This is a genomic window from Geodermatophilus sp. SYSU D00758 (genome assembly GCF_054049955.1).
Genome location: NZ_JBJGYK010000012.1, coordinates 1 through 19,756, shown reverse-complemented (window position 1 = coordinate 19,756; position 19,756 = coordinate 1). Strand labels below are relative to the sequence as shown.

The following is a 19,756-nucleotide window of genomic DNA, read 5'->3' as shown; positions in this document are numbered from 1 at the left end:
CAGGGCCAGGTGCGTCAGCGTCTCCAGCAGCAGCCCGACCCGCAGAGCCCCGCCAGGCCGGCGTGCCGCTCGAGCCGGTCGTAGGACGCCGTCCCCACCACGCCGCCGAGCGCGCCGACCGACGTGAGCAGCCCGAACCCGACCGGGCCCAGGCCGAGCCGCTGGTCGGCGTAGAGCACGAGCACCGACCAGGCCGCCCCGTAGGTGACGTTGAAGCTGACGATCGTGAGCGTCAGGGTGCGCACCGCGGGGTTGCCCCACGTCCAGCGCAGCCCCTCCAGGATGTCCCGGCTGACGCGGGCACGGCCGGCCGGGCGGGGCACGGCGGGCAGCCGCATGCGGGAGACCAGGACGGCGCCCAGCGCGACGCAGAGCGCCTGGGTGAGGAACGGCCAGGCGCTGCCGGCGGCGAACAGCGCCGCCCCGATCGCCGGCCCGGCGAGCTCCCCGGCCGTCAGGTGCCCGGCCATGAGCCGGGCGTTGGCGACGCCGAGGTCGGCCCGCGGCACCACCATCGGCAGCAGCGTGCCGGTCGCGGTGTCGGCGAAGACCTCGGCGGTGCCCAGCAGGGCCATGGCGACAAGGACCACGGCGACGTCCACCCGGCCGGTCACCAGCACCACGGTGAGGACCCCGAGCACGGCCGCCCGCAGCCCGTCGACCAGCACGACGAGCAGGCGGCGGTCCACCCGGTCGGCCAGGACCCCGGCGTGCAGCCCGAACAGCAGCCACGGCAGCCGCTGCAGCAGGCCGGCCAGGGCGACCAGCAGGGGGTCGGAGGTCTGGGACGCCACCAGCAGCGGCCCGGCGGCCAGGCCGATGCCGTCACCGAGGTTGCTGCTCCACGAGGAGGCCACCAGCCAGCGGAACGGCGACCCGAGCCGGGCGGGCAGCACCGCCTGCACGAGTCCCCCCACGAGGGCAGCACGGTAGGCGGCCGCGGCCCGGCCGCCCGTTCACTACACTGGGTGACCGTCCGACGTGCAGGTTCTCCCGGTGCTGCTTACGCTCCGTCCACGCGCGCCCGACCGGGTGCCCGAGAAGGAGGTGTCACGTGGCCACGCTCCTGTGGATCCTCGCCGTCGTGCTGGTGATCGCCGGCATCGTCGCGATCGTCCGCCGCCAGCTGCTGTGGGGGATCGTGCTCATCGTCGTGGGTCTGATCGTCGGCCCCTTCGGGGTGAGCGTCTTCGTCTGACCGGGGCGCTCACCGCTCGTCGAGCTCCGGGTGCAGCTCACGGAGCGTCGCGGTGAGCGCCGTCAGCCCCTCCCCGCCGGCCATGAGGCGCGTGAGGACGTCGACGTCGACGTCCTCACGCGTCAGGTCCCCGGCCACCTGCCCGCGGGCCAGCAGCAGGAACCGGTCGCCGACCAGGTGCGCGAAGCCCGGGTTGCTGGTGACCAGCAGGACCGCCAGACCCCGGGCCCGCGCGGCCAGCACCGCCTGCCCGACGAGGGCGTGCTGGCTGATCGTGGTGCTGGCCGTGGGCTCGTCGACGACCAGGGCGCGGGCGCCGAAGTGCAGCGCCCGGGCCACCGCCAGGCTCTGCCGCTCCCCGGCCCGCAGCGCCGCCGCCGGCAGCTCGGGGTCGATCCCCGGGACCCCGACCTGCGCCATGGCGCGCACCACCGTCTCCCGGGCCGCGTCCCGGTCGATCCGGCGCAGCGGCGGGAACCCGCGCGTGGGCTCGGCGCCCAGGAAGAAGTTGCGCCACACCGACAGCAGCGGCGCCACGGCGAGGTCCGGCCAGACGGTCGCGACGCCCGCCGCGCGCGCGGCGCGGGGGGAGCGGAAGCGCGCCGGGCGGCCGTCGAGCAGCAGCTCGCCGGCGTCCGGCCGGACCAGCCCCGAGAGGACGCCGACCAACGTCGACTTGCCCGACCCGTTCTCGCCCAGCACGCAGGTGATGCGGCCGGCCGGCAGCGCCGTCCCCACCCGGGCGAGCGCGGGGACGTGCCCGTGGTGGACGCTCAGCCCGCGCAGCTCGAGCACCGGCGGGCGCGCCGGGGCGCTCACGAGCGCGGCACCGCCCGCAGCCGCCCGCGCACAACGCCGTTGGCCACGAGCGCGGCCAGCAGCAGCAAGCCGAGGAACACCTCGAACCACCGGGCGTCCCAGCCGGCCAGCGGCACCCCCTGCCGCACGGTGGCGTAGACCAGCGCGCCCAGGGCGGCGCCGACCGCCGAGCCGTAGCCGCCGGTGAGCAGGCAGCCGCCGATGACGGCCACCACGACGTAGGGGATCGCCGCGGTGAGCCCGGGTGCGGCCTGCACGGCCCCGAGCCGTGCCAGCCCCAGCGTGCCGATGAGCCATCCCGCGGCCGCCGTGCCGCAGAAGAGGACGACCGTCGTCCGCCGGTCGGCCACCCCGAGCTCGCGCGCCGCGCGGCGGGAGCCGCCCATGCCGAGCACCGCGTTGCCGAAGCGGGTCCGCCACAGCGCCCAGGACGCCCAGGCGGTCAGCGCCAGCCACCACAGCAGGGAGACGCGGTAGCGCCCGTCACCGAGCTGCACGGTCGCGTCGAAGACGGCGGTCACCGACCCCCAGCCGGCGGCGCCCTCGAGGCCGGCCACCCGCAGCGAGCCGGTGAGGGCGGCGGTGCCGGCCAGGGCGGTCCCCTGCAGGACGAGCGCGGTCGCCAGCGTCACGAGGAAGCTCGGCAGCCCGGTCACGACCACCAGGCCCGCGTTGACCGCGCCGACGGCCAGGGCTGCCGCGAGCGAGGCGGCCAGCGCCGGCCAGGCGCCCCAGCCGAGCTCGGCCATGAGCAGCCCGCTGACCACGGCGCTGCCGGCGGCGACCGCGCCGACGGACAGGTCGAAGTGCCCGGCCACCATCAGCAGGGCCACGGCCACGCCGCCGATCCCGACCAGGGCCGCGGTGTCGAGCAGGGTGGCCAGCCCGCCGCTGTCGAGCAGCCCGGGGGCGACCGGCAGGAAGAGCGCGAGGACCAGGACGAGGCCGACCAGGGCCGGGAGGCTGGGCCGCGCCAGCGCGCGCGTGGCCGGGCCGCGGCGCCGGACCGGGCCGAGCGCCGCCGTGGGGGCCCCGAACGAGGGCAGGCGGCCGCTGGTCACCGGGCGGGTCCGGACGTCGGCAGGGAGACCTCCTCGGGGCAGGACCCCAGTGTCCACGACCGCGACGGCATCCCCCGTGCAGGGCCCCACCGCGAGCCGGCCGGCGGGGTACGGGCGGCGCGCGTGCAGGGTCCCGCCGCGAGCGGAGCGAGGGGTGGGGGCACGGGCGTCCTTCTAAGGGGCGAGCCGCCAGCGCACCCGGTCGTCGGCGTACCAGGTCCAGCGGTTCACCGGCCGCGGGTAGGGGACGCCGTCGCGCAGCACCCGCGCCGGGTCGGAGGCGATCTGCAGGGCCCGGCCGCGGCTGCGCACCGTCGGGCGCAGCGGCAGGGTCATGACGACGACGCCGATCGTGTCCACCGCCGCCCAGTCCGGGCGCACGTCGATGCGGGTGATCGTCCCGTCCGCCACCCGGGTGTCGTCGTTGTACGCCCGCGCCCCCAGCCGGCGCCCCAGGGCCGCGCGCGGCCGGTCCGCGGCGGACTCGACCCGGCCGTGGTGCAGCAGGACCCCGCCGTGGTCGTCGCGGACCAGGCCGAGCTCCCGCTCGCTGCCGGTGCCGATCCCCAGCGCCCGGGCCAGCCCGGTCGAGGCGCGGTCGTCGGCCGGCTCCCAGGAGACGGGGACCTCCCCGGTGCGGCCCTGCTTGTGCAGCGCGGCGAGCGCGGCGGCCAGTGCCGGCACCGGCCCCCGGACCAGCAGCGCCGCGGCGCCGGTCACCCCCTCGAGGGCCGCGCGCTCGGGCCCGCAGCCGGGGGCCAGGCCGCGCAGGTCGAGCTCGACGAGGGACATGCCGATACCCTGCCACCTGCCAGCCGGTCATCCGCCGGTGCCGAGCCTTCGAGGGGAACTGGACGAGCGATGCCGGCAGTCGTGCTGATCGGTGCCCAGTGGGGCGACGAGGGCAAGGGCAAGGCCACCGACCTCCTCGGCGGCCGGGTCCCCTACGTCGTCCGCTACCAGGGCGGCAACAACGCGGGGCACACCGTCATCACCCCCGACGGGGAGAAGTACGCCCTGCACCTGATCCCGTCGGGCATCCTCACCCCCGGCTGCACCCCGGTGATCGGCAACGGCGTGGTCATCGACCCGGAGGTGCTCATCGGGGAGCTGGCCGGCCTGGAGGAGCGCGGGGTCGACACCTCGCGGCTGGTCGTCTCGGCCGACGCGCACCTGATCATGCCGCACCACCGGGCGCTGGACCGGGTCACCGAGCGCTTCCTGGGCAAGCGGCGCATCGGCACGACCGGCCGCGGCATCGGGCCGGCCTACGGCGACAAGGTCGCGCGCACCGGCATCCGGGTGGCCGACCTGCTCGACCCGTCGATCCTCCGGCAGAAGCTCGAGGGGACCCTGCAGGAGAAGAACCAGGTCCTGGTCAAGGTCTACAACCGCAAGGCCATCGACGTCGACGACGTGGTCGCCGAGTACGCCGGGTACGCCGACCAGCTGCGGGACCGCATCGCCGACACCCGGCTGCTGCTCGGCCGGGCGCTCGACGCCGGCGAGTGGGTGCTGCTCGAGGGCTCCCAGGGCACCCTGCTCGACGTCGACCACGGCACCTATCCGTTCGTGACGTCGTCCAACCCGACCGCCGGGGGCGCGGCGACCGGCTCGGGGATCGGCCCCACCCGCATCGACCGGGTGGTGGGCATCCTCAAGGCCTACACGACCCGGGTCGGTTCCGGGCCGTTCCCCACGGAGCTGCACGACCAGTGGGGCGAGTACCTCCGCAAGCAGGGCGGGGAGGTCGGCGTCACCACCGGCCGGGACCGGCGCTGCGGGTGGTTCGACGCCGTCGTCGCCCGCTACGCCAGCCGGGTCAACGGGATCACCGACTACTTCCTCACCAAGCTCGACGTCCTCTCCGGGCTGGAGACCGTGCCGATCTGCGTCGCCTACGACGTCGACGGCGTCCGGCACGAGGAGATGCCGATGACGCAGACCGAGTTCCACCACGCCACCCCGGTGTACGAGGAGATGCCGGGCTGGTTCGAGGACATCCGCGCCTGCCGGACCTTCGACGAGCTCCCGGCCAACGCGCAGGCCTACGTCCGCCGCATCGAGGAGCTCTCCGGTGCGCGGGTGAGCGTGATCGGCGTCGGGCCGGGCCGGGACGAGAACGTCGTCCTCCACGACCTCATCGGCTGAGCGAGCTCCCGGCCCGCGGCCGGCCCCGCGCCGCTGCCGCCGTCCCCGCGGTGCGCGGCGAGGTCGGCGACCACACGGCGAGGCCGGCGATCACGGGCTCAGCGGGTGCCCGGGACCGCGCCCCGCCGCTGCCCGGGCCGCGAGGGGTACAGCTCCCCGCGGGCGCGGACGGCGACGTCCGGGGCGTCGGTGATGACGCCGTCCACCCCGAGCGCGAACAGCAGCCGGGCCTCGGTCTGCGCGTCGCCCGGGCCGATCGGGTCCGCGCCGCGGCGCAGGTGCTGCGGCAGGTAGACGTTCTCCGGGCGCAGCGTCCACGGGACGACGAGCAGGCCGGCCCGGTGCGCCTGGGCGACGAGGTCGGAGACGCCGGTCATGACCTGGTCGGCGTCGCGGAGGAGCACCCGGTGCCGGCTGGGCGCGATGCCCTGGGCGTAGGTGCTGACCTCGCGCAGGCCCACGGGGGTGACGAGGTGGTCGTCGTCCGGGCCGTCGTCCACCAGCTGCAGCATCGTGGGCCCGCGGCTGCCGAGCTCGGCGCGCAGGGTCCGCAGCGCCGCGGCGTCGAAGGACTGCACCACCACCGTGCCGTCCGGGGTGTCGGCGCCCAGCCGGCGCAGCTCGGCGGCGACCAGCTCGGTCATCGGCAGGTCGTGCGCCTCGAACCAGCTCGGCTTCTTCAGCTCGGCCAGCACGCGCACGGGCCGCTCGGCGGTGGACCGGCGCCGGGCGATGGCCACGACCTCGGCCAGGGTGAGCACGCCCTGCCGGCCGTCGTAGGTCGTGTTGAGCGGGCGCAGCTGCGGCATCCGCTCCACCGCGCGCAGCGTCCGCAGCTCGGGGAGCGTGAAGTCCTCGGTGAACCAGCCGGTGCGCTCCCGGCCGTCGACCTCCCGGGTGGTGCGCCGCGCGGCGAACTCTGGACGGCCGGCCACGTCGGTGGACAGCGACAGCTCGTTCTCGTGCCGGACGACGAGCGCGCCGTCGCGGCTCACGACGACGTCGGGCTCGAGCAGGTCGGCGCCCATGTCGACCGCGAGCTCGAAGCTGGCGGGGGTGTGCTCGGGCCGGTAGGCGCAGGCGCCGCGGTGGCCGACGACGACGGGTCCGGGGAAGCGGGTCACCGGGGGCAGGGCCGGCGACTCGGGCGCTCGCATGCCCGCTACAACACACCGCCTCCCTGAACAGCAGCCCAACGCCGGGCGGAGGTCGGCCGACAAATCGGACGACAGCGGGCTGACCTGCGCGGGACCATGCCGGCTGTGACCGATCTCGCCCTCCTCGGCTGGACGCCCGACCGGGTGACCGAGCTGCCCGGCGGCTCCGCGCCGGCCCGCGTGGCCCGGGTGGACCGCGGGCTGCTGACCGTCGTCGACGGGGGCGGCGAGCACCGGGTACCGGCCGCGCCGGCGGTGCAGTCCGGCACCGGCCCGGCGGTGGGCGACTGGGTGGCGCTGCGCGACGGGCGCGCGGTCGGGGTGCTGCCCCGGCGGACGGCGTTCGCCCGGGTCCTGGCCGGGCGCACCTCGGGGGAGCAGGTCGTGGCCGCCAACCTCGACCTGGTGCTGGTGGTGGAGGCGCTGGCCGGCGAGGCGCGGCTGCGCCGGGTCGAGCGCTACCTGACCGTCGCGTGGGGCAGCGGGGCGCGGCCGCTGGTCGTGCTCACCAAGGCCGACCTGTGCGACGACGTCGCCGCCGGGGTGGCGGAGGTGGCCGAGTCGGCGCCGGGCGTCGAGGTGCTCGCGGTCAGCTCGGTCACGGGCGAGGGCCTGGACGCGGTGCGGGCCCGCGTGGGGGCGGGGCGGACGGCGGCGCTGGTGGGGCCCTCCGGCGTCGGGAAGTCCAGCCTGGTGAACGCGCTGGCCGGTCGCGCCGTGGCGGCGACCCGGGAGATCCGGGCGGCCGACGGGCGCGGCCGGCACACCACGACCGCCCGCGAGCTGCACCTCCTGCCGGGTGGGGGCCTGCTGGTGGACACGCCGGGGATGCGGGAACTCGGGCTCGTGGACGACGCGGGCCTCGGGGCCGCCTACGCCGACGTGGAGGAGCTGGCGGCGGGGTGCCGCTTCCGCGACTGCGCCCACCGCACCGAGCCCGGCTGCGCGGTGGCGGCGGCGATCGAGGACGGCCGGCTGGACCCCGCCCGCTACACCGCCTGGCGCAAGCTGCAGGCCGAGGCGCACCGGCAGGAGCTGCGCGCCGACGCCCGGGCGCGGGCCGCCGAACACGCCCGCGTGCGGGCCCTGCACCGGGCGCAGCGGGCCCGGCCCGCCCGGACGAGGTGAGCGCCGGTCGGTAGGGTCGCCAGCCGTGCGCGTGCTGGTGATCGGCTCGGGAGCCCGGGAGCACGCCCTGTGCGTCGCTCTGTCCGACGACCAGGCGGTCAGCGCCCTCGCCTGCGCCCCCGGCAACGCCGGGACGCGCGCGCTGGCCGAGGCCATGCCGATCGACGTCGCCGACCCGGCCGGCATCGCCGCGCTGGCCGCCGACTGGCGGGCCGACCTGGTGGTCGTCGGCCCCGAGGTGCCGCTCGTGGCCGGTGCCGCCGACGCGGTGCGGGACCGGGGGATCGCCTGCTTCGGGCCCTCGGCCCAGGCGGCGCAGCTGGAGGGCAGCAAGTCCTTCGCCAAGCACGTGATGGCCGCCGCCGGGGTCCCGACCGCCCGCTCCTGGCCGGTGGGCGGGGTGGCGGAGCTGGAGACCGCGCTCGACGAGGTCGCCCGGCTCGCGCCGGGGGCGCCCTACGTGGTGAAGGACGACGGCCTGGCCGCGGGCAAGGGTGTCGTCGTCACCCCCGACCGGGCCGCGGCCGTGGCGCACGGCACCGCCGTCCTCGACGCGGGCGGCGCGGTGCTGGTCGAGGAGCACCTCGACGGCCCGGAGGTGTCGCTGTTCGCCGTCACCGACGGGACGACGGTGCTGCCGCTGGTGCCCGCCCAGGACGCCAAGCGGCGCGACGACGGCGACGCGGGGCCCAACACCGGCGGGATGGGGGCGTACGCCCCGCTCCCGTGGGCGCCGGAGGGGCTGGTCGAGGAGGTGCTGGCCACGGTGCTGCAGCCGACCGTCGACGAGATGGCCCGGCGCGGCGAGCCGTTCAGCGGGCTGCTGTACGCCGGGCTGGCGCTGACCTCCCGCGGCGTGCGCGTCGTGGAGTTCAACGCCCGCTTCGGCGACCCCGAGACCCAGGTCGTGCTGCCGCTGCTGGCCACCCCGCTGGGCGGGCTGCTGCGGGCCGCGGCCACCGGCACGCTGGCCGGGCACCCGCCGCTGCGCTGGCGCCCGGGCGCGGCCGTGACCGTGGTGGTCGCCGCGCCGGGCTACCCCGAGCGGCCGCGGACCGGCGACCCGGTGACCGGTGCCGACGCCGAGGGGGTGCTGCACGCCGGGACCGCGCTCGACGCCACCGGCGCGGTCCGGTCCGCCGGCGGCCGGGTGCTCGCGGTGACCGCGGTCGGCGAGGACCTCGCGGCCGCCCGGCAGCGGGCCTACGAGCGGGTCGCCGGCGTCCGGCTGGCCGACGCGCACTGGCGCACCGACATCGCGCTGGCCGCCGTGGAGGGCCGTATCAGCGTGCCGTGACGGCCGGCGTGCCGGAACCTCGCCGGGAGCCGCTGCTCAGCCCGCGCCCACCACCGGCCGGGCCCGCTCCGGGCGCGGCTCGGGCGGCCGCGGGCCCTCGTGCCGGCGGGCCAGGTAGGTGCCGGCCACGTTCGCGCAGGCCACCAGCGGGACGGCGATCAGCGCCCCGAAGATGCCGGCCACGAGCAGCCCGGCGGCGATGGCGAGCACCACGGCCAGCGGGTGCACGCGGACGGCGCGGCCCAGCAGCAGCGGCTGGAGCACGTGCCCCTCCAGCTGCATCACCAGGACGACGATCGCCAGGGCGATGAGCGCGGTGATCGGCCCCTCGGACACCAGCGCGACGAGCACCGCCACGGTGCCGGCGAGGAACGACCCGATGATCGGGATGAACGCGCCGAGGAAGACCAGGGCCGCGAGCGGGATCACGAGGGGGACGCCGAGGACCGCCAGCCCGATGCCGATGCCGACCGCGTCGACGAGGGCCACGGCGGCCGTCGCGCGGACGTAGGAGATCAGCGTCCGCCACGACCGGCGGGCGGCCTCGTCGACGTAGGCGCGGGCCTCGGCCGGGCACAGCCCCACCAGCCACAGCCAGATGGTGCGGCCGTCCTTGAGGAAGAAGAACAGCGTGAACAGCGCCAGCGCGATGCCGGTGAACACCTCGCCGACGGTGACGGCGGTGGTGAGCGCGCCCGACGTCAGGGTCTCCTGGTTGTCGACGATGGCGTCCTGGGCGGCGGTGATCGCCTCGTCGATCTGCCGCTGGGTGATCGGGAAGCTGTTCACCAGGAAGTCGCGCACCTGGTCCAGGCCCTCGCTCACCTGGTCGGCGAGGTCGGTGAACCCGGCCGCGAACCGCTCGACCACCAGGGTGATGATCCCGGCGACCACGCCCAGGCCCACGACGAGCATCGTCGTCGCGGCCAGCGACCGCGGCCAGCCGTGCCGCACCAGGGCGGCCGCGCCCGGCTGCAGCAGCGCCGACAGCAGCAGCGCCACGAAGACGGGGACGACGACCACGGCCACGTGCGCCGCGGCGTAGAGCAGCACGTAGACCCCGGCGATCACCACGATCAGCCGCCACGACCAGGAGGCGGCGATCCGCAGCGCGGCCGGCACCGCGGGGTCGTCGGCGGGACGGCGACCGGCGGCGGTCAGCCGCCGGGCGTAGTCACCGCGGCCGGCCGGGCGGCCCGTGCCGGGGCGTGCGGCGCCGCCGTCGGGCGGGCCGCTGACCCCGCCGGGGCCGAGCGCGCCGTCGAGGTCGGGGGCACCGGGCTCGGGGCTGCCCAGCGGCGGGCGCGCGGAGCCGCCCGGCGGCGGCGAGGCGCCGCCGTCCGGCCCGGCGGGGCCGGGGGCGTCGTCGTCCCACCCGGGGGAGGCCGCCCCGGCGGGGTCGGGCGCCGGCTCGTCGTACACCAGGATGGCCCGGTCGTCGTCCCGCTCGGGCCACGCGTGCGGATCGTGCTCCGCGGCCGCCCGGATGCGTTCCCGCGCCCTGGCGACCAGGGTGTTGGCCCGTCGCAGCATCCCGCACCTCCGCCGCAGTAGGGGCCGTCCATGATCACGTTAGCGCTACGGGAGACTGTTCCCGTGGTTCGACGAGCTGACCGGCACCGGGCGGTACCCGCATGATCGAGCGCTACACCCTGCCGGAGATGGGCCGGGTCTGGGGCGACCAGCACAAGTACGAGCTGTGGTGCCGGGTCGAGACCCTGGTCCTGGAGGCCCACGCGGCGGCCGGCCGGGTGCCCGCCGACGTGGTGGAGCCGGTGCGCGCCGCGCCGCCGCCGACGCCGGAGCGGGTCGCCGAGATCGAGGAGACCACGCAGCACGACGTCATCGCGTTCCTCACCGCCTGGGCCGACAACACCGAGCCCCGCTCGGCCGCCGCCTACGTGCACCACGGCATGACGTCGTCGGACCTGCTCGACACGGCCCTGGCCGTGCAGCTGACCGAGGCGACCGACCTGCTGCTGGCCCGTCTCGACCGGCTCGTCGCCGCTCTCCGCGACCACGCCCTGGCCCACCGCGGCACGATCAAGGTCGGCCGCACGCACGGGGTGCACGCCGAGCCGGACGTGTGGGGCCACCGGGTCGCCGACATCGCCTTCGCCGCGGCCCGCTCCCGCGACCGGCTGCGCGCCGCCCGCGAGCGGATCGGCGTGGTGGCCATCTCCGGGGCGGTGGGCACCTACTCGCTCATCGACCCCTCGGTGGAGGTCGCCGTGGCCGAGGCGCTGGGCCTGCGCCCGGCGGAGGCCTCCACGCAGGTGGTGCTGCGCGACTCGGTGAGCGAGTGGGTCGCCGCCCTGGCCATCGTCGCCACGGTCTGCGAGACCGTCGCGCTGGAGGTCCGGCACGGCCAGCGCACCGAGGTCCGGGAGCTGTCGGAGGCGTTCGGGTCGGGCCAGAAGGGCTCGAGCGCCATGCCGCACAAGAAGAACCCGATCCGCTCCGAGCGCATCGCGGGGCTGGCACGGGTGGTGCGGGCCGCCGTCGTCCCGGTGATGGAGGGCATCCCGCTGTGGCACGAGCGGGACATCTCGCACTCCTCCACCGAGCGGGTGTTCCTCCCCGACGCGGCGATCACCACCGACTACCTGCTGCACCTGACCACCGGCCTGGTCGAGAACCTGGTCGTCGACGCCGACCGGATGCGGGCCAACCTCGAGTCCACCGGCGGGCTGATCTACACCTCCTCGGTGCTGCTGGAGCTGGTCGAGGGCGGGCTGTCCCGCGAGGACGCCTACGCGCTGGTGCAGTCCGCGGCGATGGAGACCTGGAACACCGGGACGCCGTTCCGCGACACGCTGCGGGAGCGGGCGAAGACCGCCGGCGTGACCCTCGACGAGGCCCGGCTGGACGAGATCTGCCGGCCGGAGCGGTACGTGGCCCGGCTCGGGCCGCTGTTCGACCGCGTGGCCGCGCTGTCGTGAGCTCCGGCCCGGAGGTGGACCTGCCGCTGGTCGCCCGCGGCAAGGTCCGGGAGGTCTACGACGCCGGCGCCGGGCGGCTGCTGCTCGTGGCCTCCGACCGGATCTCCGCCTACGACCACGTCCTGCCCACCCCGATCCCGGACAAGGGGCGGGTGCTCACCCAGCTCTCGGTGTGGTGGTTCGGGCAGCTCGCGCCGGTGCTGGAGCGCTTCGGCGCCGCCCACCACCTGGTCTCGGCGAGCGACGTCCCGGCCGAGGTCGCCGGGCGGGCCATGCTCGTGCAGCGGCTGGACATGCTGCCGGTCGAGTGCGTGGCCCGCGGCTACCTGTCGGGGTCGGGCACGGTGGAGTACGGGCGCACCGGCTCCATCCGCGACGTCCCGCTGCCCGCAGGGCTGGTCGAGGGGTCACGGCTGCCCGAGCCGGTGTTCACGCCGTCCACCAAGGCCGAGGCCGGGCAGCACGACGAGGCCATCGACTTCACCGCGGTCGAGGCCGCCGTGGGCGCCGAGCGGGCCGCCGAGCTGCGGGAGCTCACCCTGGCGCTCTACCGCCGGGGCGCGGAGATCGCCCTGGAGGCCGGGATCGTGCTGGCCGACACCAAGTTCGAGTTCGGGTTGGACGCCGAGGGCCGGCTGACCCTCGGCGACGAGGTCCTCACCCCGGACTCCTCGCGCTTCTGGCCGGCCACGCTGTGGTCCCCCGGGGCCGCCCAGCCCTCCTACGACAAGCAGTACGTGCGGGACTGGCTGACCGCCTCCGGCTGGGACCGCGTCTCCCCGCCGCCGGAGCTGCCCGGGGACGTCGTGGCCGCCACGCGGGAGCGCTACGTGACCGCCTACGAACGGCTGACGGGCACTACCTTCCGCTGACGTGCCGCTCACGCGTACCGGGATGTCCTACCGATCCGGCGGGTCCGGCGAGGACCTGCTCGTCCTGCTGCACGGCCTGGGGGCCACCGGTGCGGTCTGGGACCGGCTGCTGCCCCGGGTCGAGCGCGACTGGCCCGGCGCGTGGGCCGCGCCCGACCTGCGCGGGCACGGCCGCTCGGTCGCCGAGCCGCCGTACGGCTACGCGGTGCACGCCGCGGACGTCGCGGAGCTCGCCGCCGCTGCCGGTGCCGCGCGGGTGACCGTGCTGGGCCACTCCTTCGGCGGCGTGGTGGGCGCCGTCCTCGGCGGCGGGTGGTACGGCGTCGAGGTGGCCCGCGTGGTCGCCGTCGGGGTCAAGATCAGCTGGACGGACGAGGAGGAGGCCGGCGCCCGCCGGATGGCCGGCCGGCCGCCGCAGGTCTTCGCGACCCGGGAGGAGGCCGAGGACCGGCACCTCAGGCTCGCGGGGCTGCGCTCGCTGGCCGGCCCCGGGGACCCGGTGGCGGCCGCCGGCGTCCGCGAGGTCGAGGGCGGCTTCGGCGTGGCGCTCGACCCGCGCACCTTCTCGGCCGTGGGCCCGCGGGTGGAGGAGGTGCTGGCGCGGTGCGCGGCCCCGCTGCGGCTGGCCGCCGGGGAGACCGACCCGATGGTCGACCTCGCGACGATGCAGCGGGTCGACCCGGACGCCGTCGTCCTCCCGGGGGCCGGGCACAACGCGCACTGGGAGACCCCCGAGGCGGTGTGGGAGCTGGTCCCCACCCCCTGACGCTGCCGGCCCGCGGGCGCCCGGCACCCCCGACCCCGGCCGGTCCGCCGGCGAGTGCGACGACGTCGTGGCGATCCGGCCGCGACGGCCACCGGTTCGTCGCACTCGACGCAGCGCGGGTGGGCAGCGTCACCCGCACCCCGGCGGGGAGCCCGCGCCACCCCGGTACATTCGTCGGCGTGCCGCGGGTGGTCGTCGACGTCGTCCTCAAGCCGGAGATCTCCGACCCCCAGGGTCAGGCGGTCCTGCAAGCCCTCGGCCGCCTCGGCCACGACAGCGTGCGCGGCGTGCGCCAGGGCAAGCACTTCGTCCTCGACGTCGAGGGGACGCCGGACGCCGGCGAGCTGCGGCGGATCGCCGAGACCCTCCTGGCCAACCCGGTCATCGAGGACGTCGAGCTGCACCTCCCCGAGGGCTGACCCGTGCGCATCGGTGTGATCACCTTCCCCGGCAGCCTGGACGACGTCGACGCGGCGCGGGCCGTGCGGCTGGCCGGCGCCGAGCCGGTCGCGCTCTGGCACGCCGACCACGACCTCAAGGGCGTGGACGCCGTCGTCCTCCCGGGCGGCTTCTCCTACGGCGACTACCTGCGGGCCGGTGCCATCGCCGCCCGCGCGCCGCTGATGCAGGACGTCGTCGACCGCGCCCGCCAGGGCATGCCGGTGCTGGGCATCTGCAACGGCTTCCAGGTGCTCTGCGAGTCCGGCCTGCTGCCCGGCGCGCTGACCCGGAACGCGCACCTGCACTTCCGCAACCGGGACCAGGCGCTGCGCATCGAGCGCGCCGACACCGCGTGGACGACGTCCTACGCGCCCGGCCAGCGGATCGTCGTCCCGGTCAAGAACGGCGAGGGCCGCTACGTGGCCGCCGACGCCGACCTCGACCGGCTCGAGGGCGAGGGGCGGGTCGCCGTCCGGTACGTCGAGGGCAACCCCAACGGCTCCAGCCGCGACATCGCGGGCGTCACCAGCGCCGACGGCCGGGTGGTCGGTCTCATGCCGCACCCCGAGCACGCCGTCGAGGCGCTCACCGGGCCGGGCACCGACGGTCTCGGCTTCTTCACCAGCGTCCTGGAGGCGGTCGTCAGCGCATGAGTTCCGACAGCGCCACGCAGGGGCTCTCCGACCTCGACACCGGGCCCGGCCCGCTGTCGCGCCAGCTCGACACCGTCGCGCTCGCCGCCCGCACCCCGGACGTCGAGCAGCCCTACGGCGAGCTGGGCCTGAAGTCCGACGAGTACCACCGCATCCGGGACATCCTCGGCCGCCGGCCCACCACCGCCGAGCTGGCCATGTACTCGGTGATGTGGAGCGAGCACTGCTCCTACAAGTCGTCCAAGGTCCACCTGCGCCGCTTCGGCGACCTGCCGCGCAGCGAGGCCCTGCTCGTCGGCATCGGCGAGAACGCCGGCGTGGTCGACGTCGGCGACGGCTACGCGGTCACCTTCAAGGTGGAGTCGCACAACCACCCCAGCTACGTCGAGCCCTACCAGGGCGCGGCCACCGGCGTCGGCGGCATCGTCCGCGACATCCTCACCATGGGCGCGCGGCCGGTCGCCGTCATGGACTCGCTGCGCTTCGGCCGGGCCGACGCCGCCGACACCGCCCGGGTGCTGCCCGGTGTCGTCGCCGGGGTGGGCGGCTACGGCAACTGCCTGGGCCTGCCCAACATCGGCGGCGAGGTCCTCTTCGACGACTGCTACGCCGGCAACCCGCTGGTCAACGCCCTGTGCGTCGGCGTCATGCGGCACGAGGACGTCCGGCTGGCCAGGGCCGAGGGCGTCGGCAACAAGGTCGTCCTGTTCGGCGCACGCACCGGCGGCGACGGCATCGGCGGGGTCTCCGTGCTGGCCTCCGAGACCTTCGACGAGGAGGGCCCGGCCAAGCGCCCCAGCGTGCAGGTCGGCGACCCGTTCACCGAGAAGCTGCTCATCGAGGCCTGCCTGGAGATCTTCGCGCAGGACCTCGTCACCGGGATCCAGGACCTCGGCGGTGCCGGTCTCTCCTGCGCCACGAGCGAGCTGGCCAGCGCCGGCACCGGCGGCATGCACGTCGACCTCGACCGGGTCCCGCTGCGCGACTCGACGCTCACCCCGGCCGAGATCCTGATGAGCGAGTCGCAGGAGCGCATGTGCGCCATCGTCGAGCCCGGCAAGGTCGAGGCCTTCCTCGCCGTCTGCCGCAGGTGGGACGTGCTGGCCACCGTCATCGGCGAGGTCACCGACGGCGACCGGCTCACCGTCGACTGGCACGGCGAGCGGATCGTCGACGTCCCCCCGCGCACCGTCGCCCACGAGGGCCCCGTCTACGACCGGCCGATGCGGCGCCCGGCCGACCTCGACGACCTGCGGGGCGACGACCCCGCGGCGCTGCCCCGGCCGCGGACGCCCGAGGAGCTGTCCGCGCACTGGCTGGCCGTCGTCGCCAGCCCCGACGGCGCGGACAAGACCTGGGTCACCGAGCAGTACGACCGCTACGTCCGCGGCAACACGGTGCTCGCGCAGCCGGACGACGCCGGCGTGGTCCGCATCGACGAGGAGACCCACCGCGGCATCGCGCTGGCCCTCGACGGCAACGGCCGCCACACCCGGCTGGACCCGTACACCGGCGCGCAGCTCAACCTCGCCGAGGCCTACCGGAACGTGGCGGTGAGCGGGGCCCGGCCGCTGGCGGTCACCAACTGCCTCAACTTCGGTTCCCCGGAGGAGCCCGAGGTCATGTGGCAGTTCGCCGAGGCCGTCCGCGGCCTGGCCGACGCCTGCCGCGACCTCGGCCTGCCGGTCACCGGCGGCAACGTCAGCCTCTACAACCAGACCGGCGACGTCGCGATCAACCCCACCCCGGTCATCGGCGTCCTCGGCGTGCACGACGACGTCCGCAGGCGGGTGCCCACCGGGTGGCGGACGGCGGGGGAGGCGGTGCTCCTGCTCGGGGAGACCCGGCCGGAGCTCGGCGGCTCGGCCTGGGCGAGCGTCGTGCACGGCCACCTCGGCGGCCGGCCGCCCGCGGTCGACCTCGCGGCCGAGCGCGCGCTCGGCGAGCTGCTCGCCGCCCTGGCCCGGGAGGGCCTGGTCACCTCGGCGCACGACCTGGCCGACGGCGGCCTGGCGCAGGCCCTCGCCGAGTCGGCGCTCCGCCACGGCACCGGCGCCCGGCTGGCGCTGCCCGACGGGCTCGACGCCTTCACCGCGCTGTTCAGCGAGTCCACCGCCCGCGCCGTGGTCACCACCACCGACCCGGAAGGCGTGCGGGCCTCGGCCGAGTGGGCCGGCGTCCCGGTCACCGAGCTCGGCACCACCGGCGGGGACGTGCTCGCCGTCGAGGGCGCGGCCGACCTGCCCCTGGCCGAGCTCCGGGCGGCGTGGACGGCCACCCTCCCGGCCCTGTTCGGCACCCCCGAGGCCACGGTCGGCAGCGTCCCGGCGGGGACCGTCCCGACCAGCTGACCGCGATGGGGACGGGAGGCCGGGGGCCGATCCCCGCCGAGGAGCTGCGGGCCGCCGTCGACCCGGTGCGCGGCTGGCTGGAGGGGGCGGACGGGCCACCGCCGCGCCCGGTGCTGGCCGCCGCGGTCAGGACGACCGCCCGCTGGCTGGCCCAGCAGGTGCCCGGCCGGTCGGTGGAGGTGCGGGTCCCCCCGCACGTCGCCGTCCAGTGCATCCCCGGACCCCGGCACACCCGCGGCACCCCGCCCAACGTGGTGGAGACCGACCCGCACACCTGGCTGCGGCTGTGCACCGGGGCCGACACCTGGGCGGCCGCGGTGGCCGGCGGCCGGATCGGCGCCAGCGGCAACCGGGCGGACCTCAGCGCCTACCTGCCCCTGCGCCCTCTGGGGACTTCGCATCCTCCGTCACCCTCCGGGTGACACCGCGGCCAGGAGCCGTCCCCGGGTGGCGCTGAGCCGCTCGGTCGTGCCCTCCTCGGGGGACCCTGCGGGCCCCCGCTCGTCGGGCGCACCGCGGCCGGGAGCCGTCCCCGGGTGGCGCTGAGCCGCTCGGTCGTGCCCTCCTCGGGGGACCCTGCGGGCCCCCGCTCGTCGGGCGCACCGCGGCCGGGAGCCGTCCCGGCGGGATGGAGCGCCGCCGCCGCGGCGCGGGCCTCCACGGCGCAGCGCCCCGGCCGCCAGGGGCGACCGGGGCGCTGCGGACGGTGCGGCGGCTCAGCCGGTGAACAGCGTGCTGGCGGTGCGGATGGTCTGCACCAGGCCGTACACCAGCGGGATGCCCACCAGCGTCCAGGCGAAGGCGACGAGGGCGGTGGGCGTGTGCGTCGGCTCCTCGTGCGAGGCCGGCTGCCCAGGGGTGGAGGAGATGCTCGAGCTCATCGGGTGGCGCTCCGTTCCGGGTTCGCGCGGGCGGTGGCGGGGGTGGTGGCCTGCGGCTCGTGCCACTTGGCGGCCACCGGCCGGATCAGCAGGTTGGCGACGAAGCCCACGGCCAGCAGGCCGACCATGATGAACAGCGCCGGGCGGTAGTTGGCGGCGACCAGCTCGCCCGGGGTGCCCTGGGTGTCCAGGACGCCGTTGATGATCAGCGGGCCGGCGATGCCGGCGGCCGACCAGGCGGTGAGCAGCCGGCCGTGGATGGCACCCACCTGGTAGGTGCCGAACAGGTCGCGCAGGTAGGCGGGCACCGTGGCGAACCCGCCGCCGTAGAAGCTGATGATGACCGCGGCGAGGATGACGAACAGCCACACCGCCGAGCTGCCGATGGTGGCGAGCGCGACGTACAGCACCAGGCCGACGCCGAGGTAGACCATGTAGATGCCCTTGCGGCCGATGTAGTCCGACGTCGAGGACCACACGAACCGGCCGGCCATGTTGAACAGCGACAGCAGGCCGACGAACCCGCCCGCCGCGGCCGCGGCCACGGTCGAGGTGCCGCCCTCGCGGAAGAAGTCCTGGATCATCGGCGCGGCCTGCTCGAGGATCCCGATCCCGGCGGTGACGTTGCAGAAGAGCACCGTCCAGACCAGCCAGAACTGCGGGGTCTTGATGGCGTTGCGGGCCGACACGCTCTCGGTCGTGACCAGCGACTTCTGCTTCACCGAGGACGGATCCCAGCCGTCGGGCCTCCAGTCGTCGGCCGGCACCCGCACCAGGAAGGCGCCGAACATCATGAAGACCAGGTAGGCCAGCCCGAGGGTGACGAACAGGGCCGCGACCGCCCCGCCGGACGGCGTCGTGCCCGCGGTGCCGTCGTAGGTGGGGTCGTACCAGTTCATCAGCTGGCGGGACAGCGGCGCGGCGATGAGCGCGCCACCGCCGAAGCCCATGATCGCCATGCCGGTGGCCAGGCCCGGCCGGTCGGGGAACCACTTGATCAACGTGGAGACCGGCGAGATGTAGCCGATGCCCAGCCCGATCCCGCCGAGCACGCCGTACCCCAGGTACACCAGCCACAGCTGGTTCGTGGCGATGCCGAGAGCGCCGACGAGGAACCCGGAGGTCCAGAAGCAGGCGGCGGTGAACATCGCCGCCCGGGGGCCGTTCTTGTCGACCCAGGTGCCGAACGCCGCGGCCGAGAGGCCCAGCACGACGATGGCGATCGAGAAGATGATGCCGATCGCGGTCAGGCTGGTCTCGAAGTGGTTGACCAGGGCGGTCTTGTACACGCTGGTGGCGTAGGCCTGGCCGATGCACAGGTGCACCGCCAGCGCCGCCGGCGGGATCAGCCAGCGGTTGAAGCCCGGGCGCGCGACGATGCGCTCCCGGCTGAGGAAGCTGGGCACTGCCATGAGCGGGCCTCCGACGTTCCGGTGTCTCGGACGGGCCTGTGCGCGGCGTCACGGACCTCCGCGAACGGTAAGTCGCGTCCGGCCGGATCGCGCGCCGAACGAGACCGGATCGTTGCCTTCTCAACGATCGGGTGACCGGGCCCTTCCGCCTGCCGGGAGCGGGCGGGAGCGCGGGGCGGCGCCGCCCCTAAGCTCGCCACATGGCCTACGAGGTGAAGGGCGTCGTCGCCCGCAGCAAGGGAGCCCCGGTCACCGTCGAGACGATCATCGTGCCCGACCCGGGCCCCGGTGAGGCCGTCGTCGACGTGCAGGCGTGCGGGGTCTGCCACACCGACCTGCACTACCGCGAGGGCGGGATCAACGACGAGTTCCCCTTCCTGCTCGGCCACGAGGCCGCCGGGGTGGTCTCGGCGGTGGGGGAGGGCGTCACCGACATCGCGGTCGGCGACTACGTGATCCTCAACTGGCGGGCGGTCTGCGGGCAGTGCCGCGCCTGCCGCAAGGGGCAGCTGCAGTACTGCTTCGACACCCACAACGCCGCGCAGAAGATGACCCTCGCAGACGGCACCGAGCTCTCCCCCGCCCTGGGCATCGGCGCGTTCGCCGAGAAGACGCTGGTGCACGCCG

20 protein-coding genes are annotated in these 19,756 nt (G+C 76.0%); 12 read left to right on the top strand and 8 right to left on the bottom strand.

Going from position 1 to position 19,756, the window contains the following annotated elements; all coding sequences use genetic code 11:
• Positions 1-14 precede the first annotated feature (14 nt).
• Positions 15-917, bottom strand: coding sequence for an MFS transporter (locus ACI8AC_RS10610; RefSeq protein ID WP_456897727.1), 903 nt, complete (start codon positions 915-917; stop codon positions 15-17).
• 137 nt (positions 918-1,054) lie between these two features.
• Between ACI8AC_RS10610 and ACI8AC_RS10605 the strand changes: the two genes are divergently transcribed.
• The gene (locus tag ACI8AC_RS10605) at positions 1,055-1,198 is read left to right on the top strand and encodes a GPGG-motif small membrane protein (RefSeq protein WP_456897726.1); all 144 of its coding nucleotides are present in this window, start codon (positions 1,055-1,057) and stop codon (positions 1,196-1,198) included.
• A gap of 9 nt (positions 1,199-1,207) precedes the next feature.
• On the opposite strand, the gene ACI8AC_RS10600 is transcribed toward ACI8AC_RS10605, so the two are convergent.
• The 3 genes from ACI8AC_RS10600 to ACI8AC_RS10590 all read right to left on the bottom strand — a co-directional run bounded on the left by ACI8AC_RS10600 (position 1,208) and on the right by ACI8AC_RS10590 (position 3,870).
• Entirely contained in the window at positions 1,208-2,017 is an 810-nt protein-coding gene (locus ACI8AC_RS10600; protein ID WP_456897725.1) for an ATP-binding cassette domain-containing protein, read from the bottom strand.
• The gene (locus ACI8AC_RS10595; protein WP_456897724.1) at positions 2,014-3,078 is read right to left on the bottom strand and encodes an ABC transporter permease; all 1,065 of its coding nucleotides are present in this window, start codon (positions 3,076-3,078) and stop codon (positions 2,014-2,016) included. Before ACI8AC_RS10595 ends, ACI8AC_RS10600 begins: the two co-directional genes overlap by 4 nt.
• 174 nt (positions 3,079-3,252) lie before the next feature.
• Positions 3,253-3,870, bottom strand: a complete 618-nt coding sequence (locus ACI8AC_RS10590; RefSeq protein ID WP_456897723.1) for a hypothetical protein — start codon at positions 3,868-3,870, stop codon at positions 3,253-3,255.
• A gap of 69 nt (positions 3,871-3,939) precedes the next feature.
• On the opposite strand from ACI8AC_RS10590, the gene ACI8AC_RS10585 reads away from it, so the two are divergent.
• Complete coding sequence (locus ACI8AC_RS10585; protein WP_456897722.1) at positions 3,940-5,229, top strand: adenylosuccinate synthase; 1,290 nt, start codon at positions 3,940-3,942, stop codon at positions 5,227-5,229.
• 98 nt (positions 5,230-5,327) lie between these two features.
• On the opposite strand, the gene ACI8AC_RS10580 is transcribed toward ACI8AC_RS10585, so the two are convergent.
• Entirely contained in the window at positions 5,328-6,386 is a 1,059-nt protein-coding gene (locus ACI8AC_RS10580; RefSeq protein WP_456897721.1) for a glycerophosphodiester phosphodiesterase family protein, read from the bottom strand.
• 96 nt (positions 6,387-6,482) lie between these two features.
• On the opposite strand from ACI8AC_RS10580, the gene rsgA reads away from it, so the two are divergent.
• Positions 6,483-7,514: a ribosome small subunit-dependent GTPase A gene (rsgA, locus tag ACI8AC_RS10575; RefSeq protein ID WP_456897720.1), complete on the top strand. Its 1,032-nt coding sequence runs from the start codon at positions 6,483-6,485 to the stop codon at positions 7,512-7,514.
• A 25-nt stretch (positions 7,515-7,539) separates the two neighbouring features.
• Positions 7,540-8,811 (top strand): phosphoribosylamine--glycine ligase, encoded by a 1,272-nt coding sequence (gene purD, locus ACI8AC_RS10570; protein WP_456897719.1) that lies wholly within the window; start codon positions 7,540-7,542, stop codon positions 8,809-8,811.
• A gap of 36 nt (positions 8,812-8,847) precedes the next feature.
• Here the strand turns inward: purD and ACI8AC_RS10565 are convergent, their stop codons facing one another.
• Positions 8,848-10,344 (bottom strand): AI-2E family transporter, encoded by a 1,497-nt coding sequence (locus tag ACI8AC_RS10565; RefSeq protein WP_456897718.1) that lies wholly within the window; start codon positions 10,342-10,344, stop codon positions 8,848-8,850.
• Positions 10,345-10,445: 101 nt separating this feature from the next.
• On the opposite strand from ACI8AC_RS10565, the gene purB reads away from it, so the two are divergent.
• From purB to ACI8AC_RS10530, 7 genes are all read left to right on the top strand, one after another.
• Entirely contained in the window at positions 10,446-11,753 is a 1,308-nt protein-coding gene (purB, locus tag ACI8AC_RS10560) for an adenylosuccinate lyase (RefSeq protein WP_456897717.1), read from the top strand.
• A complete protein-coding gene (locus tag ACI8AC_RS10555) occupies positions 11,750-12,625 on the top strand; it encodes a phosphoribosylaminoimidazolesuccinocarboxamide synthase (RefSeq protein WP_456897716.1) in 876 nt (291 codons plus the stop codon). The genes purB and ACI8AC_RS10555 overlap by 4 nt, the downstream gene beginning before the upstream one ends.
• 1 nt (position 12,626) lies before the next feature.
• Positions 12,627-13,391, top strand: coding sequence for an alpha/beta fold hydrolase (locus tag ACI8AC_RS10550; protein ID WP_456897715.1), 765 nt, complete (start codon positions 12,627-12,629; stop codon positions 13,389-13,391).
• 179 nt (positions 13,392-13,570) lie between these two features.
• Positions 13,571-13,810, top strand: coding sequence for a phosphoribosylformylglycinamidine synthase subunit PurS (gene purS, locus ACI8AC_RS10545; RefSeq protein WP_456897714.1), 240 nt, complete (start codon positions 13,571-13,573; stop codon positions 13,808-13,810).
• Between the two features lie 3 nt (positions 13,811-13,813).
• Positions 13,814-14,485: a phosphoribosylformylglycinamidine synthase subunit PurQ gene (gene purQ / locus ACI8AC_RS10540; protein WP_456897713.1), complete on the top strand. Its 672-nt coding sequence runs from the start codon at positions 13,814-13,816 to the stop codon at positions 14,483-14,485.
• On the top strand, positions 14,482-16,836 hold the full coding sequence (purL, locus tag ACI8AC_RS10535; protein ID WP_456897712.1) for a phosphoribosylformylglycinamidine synthase subunit PurL: 2,355 nt from the start codon (positions 14,482-14,484) through the stop codon (positions 16,834-16,836). Before purQ ends, purL begins: the two co-directional genes overlap by 4 nt.
• Positions 16,837-16,841: 5 nt before the next feature.
• Positions 16,842-17,258 carry a sterol carrier family protein gene (locus tag ACI8AC_RS10530; protein WP_456897711.1) on the top strand — a complete coding sequence of 139 codons (417 nt, stop codon included), beginning with the start codon at positions 16,842-16,844 and terminating at the stop codon, positions 17,256-17,258.
• A 294-nt stretch (positions 17,259-17,552) separates the two neighbouring features.
• On the opposite strand, the gene ACI8AC_RS10525 is transcribed toward ACI8AC_RS10530, so the two are convergent.
• The gene (locus tag ACI8AC_RS10525) at positions 17,553-17,717 is read right to left on the bottom strand and encodes an MFS transporter small subunit (RefSeq protein ID WP_456897710.1); all 165 of its coding nucleotides are present in this window, start codon (positions 17,715-17,717) and stop codon (positions 17,553-17,555) included.
• The gene (locus tag ACI8AC_RS10520) at positions 17,714-19,129 is read right to left on the bottom strand and encodes an OFA family MFS transporter (protein ID WP_456897709.1); all 1,416 of its coding nucleotides are present in this window, start codon (positions 19,127-19,129) and stop codon (positions 17,714-17,716) included. Before ACI8AC_RS10520 ends, ACI8AC_RS10525 begins: the two co-directional genes overlap by 4 nt.
• Before the next feature lie 200 nt (positions 19,130-19,329).
• Here ACI8AC_RS10520 and ACI8AC_RS10515 point away from each other — a divergent pair.
• The coding region (locus ACI8AC_RS10515; RefSeq protein WP_456897708.1) for an alcohol dehydrogenase catalytic domain-containing protein at positions 19,330-19,756 on the top strand (427 nt) is incomplete at its 3' end.

Excerpts from the sequence above, each read along its gene's own strand:
- ACI8AC_RS10585 (WP_456897722.1), top strand. The coding sequence starts at position 3,940 with ATGCCGGCAGTCGTGCTGATCGGTGCCCAGTGGGGCGACGAGGGCAAG.
- purB (WP_456897717.1), top strand. The coding sequence starts at position 10,446 with ATGATCGAGCGCTACACCCTGCCGGAGATGGGCCGGGTCTGGGGCGAC.
- ACI8AC_RS10520 (WP_456897709.1), bottom strand. The coding sequence starts at position 19,129 with ATGGCAGTGCCCAGCTTCCTCAGCCGGGAGCGCATCGTCGCGCGCCCG.
- ACI8AC_RS10530 (WP_456897711.1), top strand. The coding sequence starts at position 16,842 with ATGGGGACGGGAGGCCGGGGGCCGATCCCCGCCGAGGAGCTGCGGGCC.
- ACI8AC_RS10525 (WP_456897710.1), bottom strand. The coding sequence starts at position 17,717 with ATGAGCTCGAGCATCTCCTCCACCCCTGGGCAGCCGGCCTCGCACGAG.
- purL (WP_456897712.1), top strand. The coding sequence starts at position 14,482 with ATGAGTTCCGACAGCGCCACGCAGGGGCTCTCCGACCTCGACACCGGG.
- rsgA (WP_456897720.1), top strand. The coding sequence starts at position 6,483 with ATGCCGGCTGTGACCGATCTCGCCCTCCTCGGCTGGACGCCCGACCGG.
- ACI8AC_RS10565 (WP_456897718.1), bottom strand. The coding sequence starts at position 10,344 with ATGCTGCGACGGGCCAACACCCTGGTCGCCAGGGCGCGGGAACGCATC.
- ACI8AC_RS10590 (WP_456897723.1), bottom strand. The coding sequence starts at position 3,870 with ATGTCCCTCGTCGAGCTCGACCTGCGCGGCCTGGCCCCCGGCTGCGGG.
- ACI8AC_RS10580 (WP_456897721.1), bottom strand. The coding sequence starts at position 6,386 with ATGCGAGCGCCCGAGTCGCCGGCCCTGCCCCCGGTGACCCGCTTCCCC.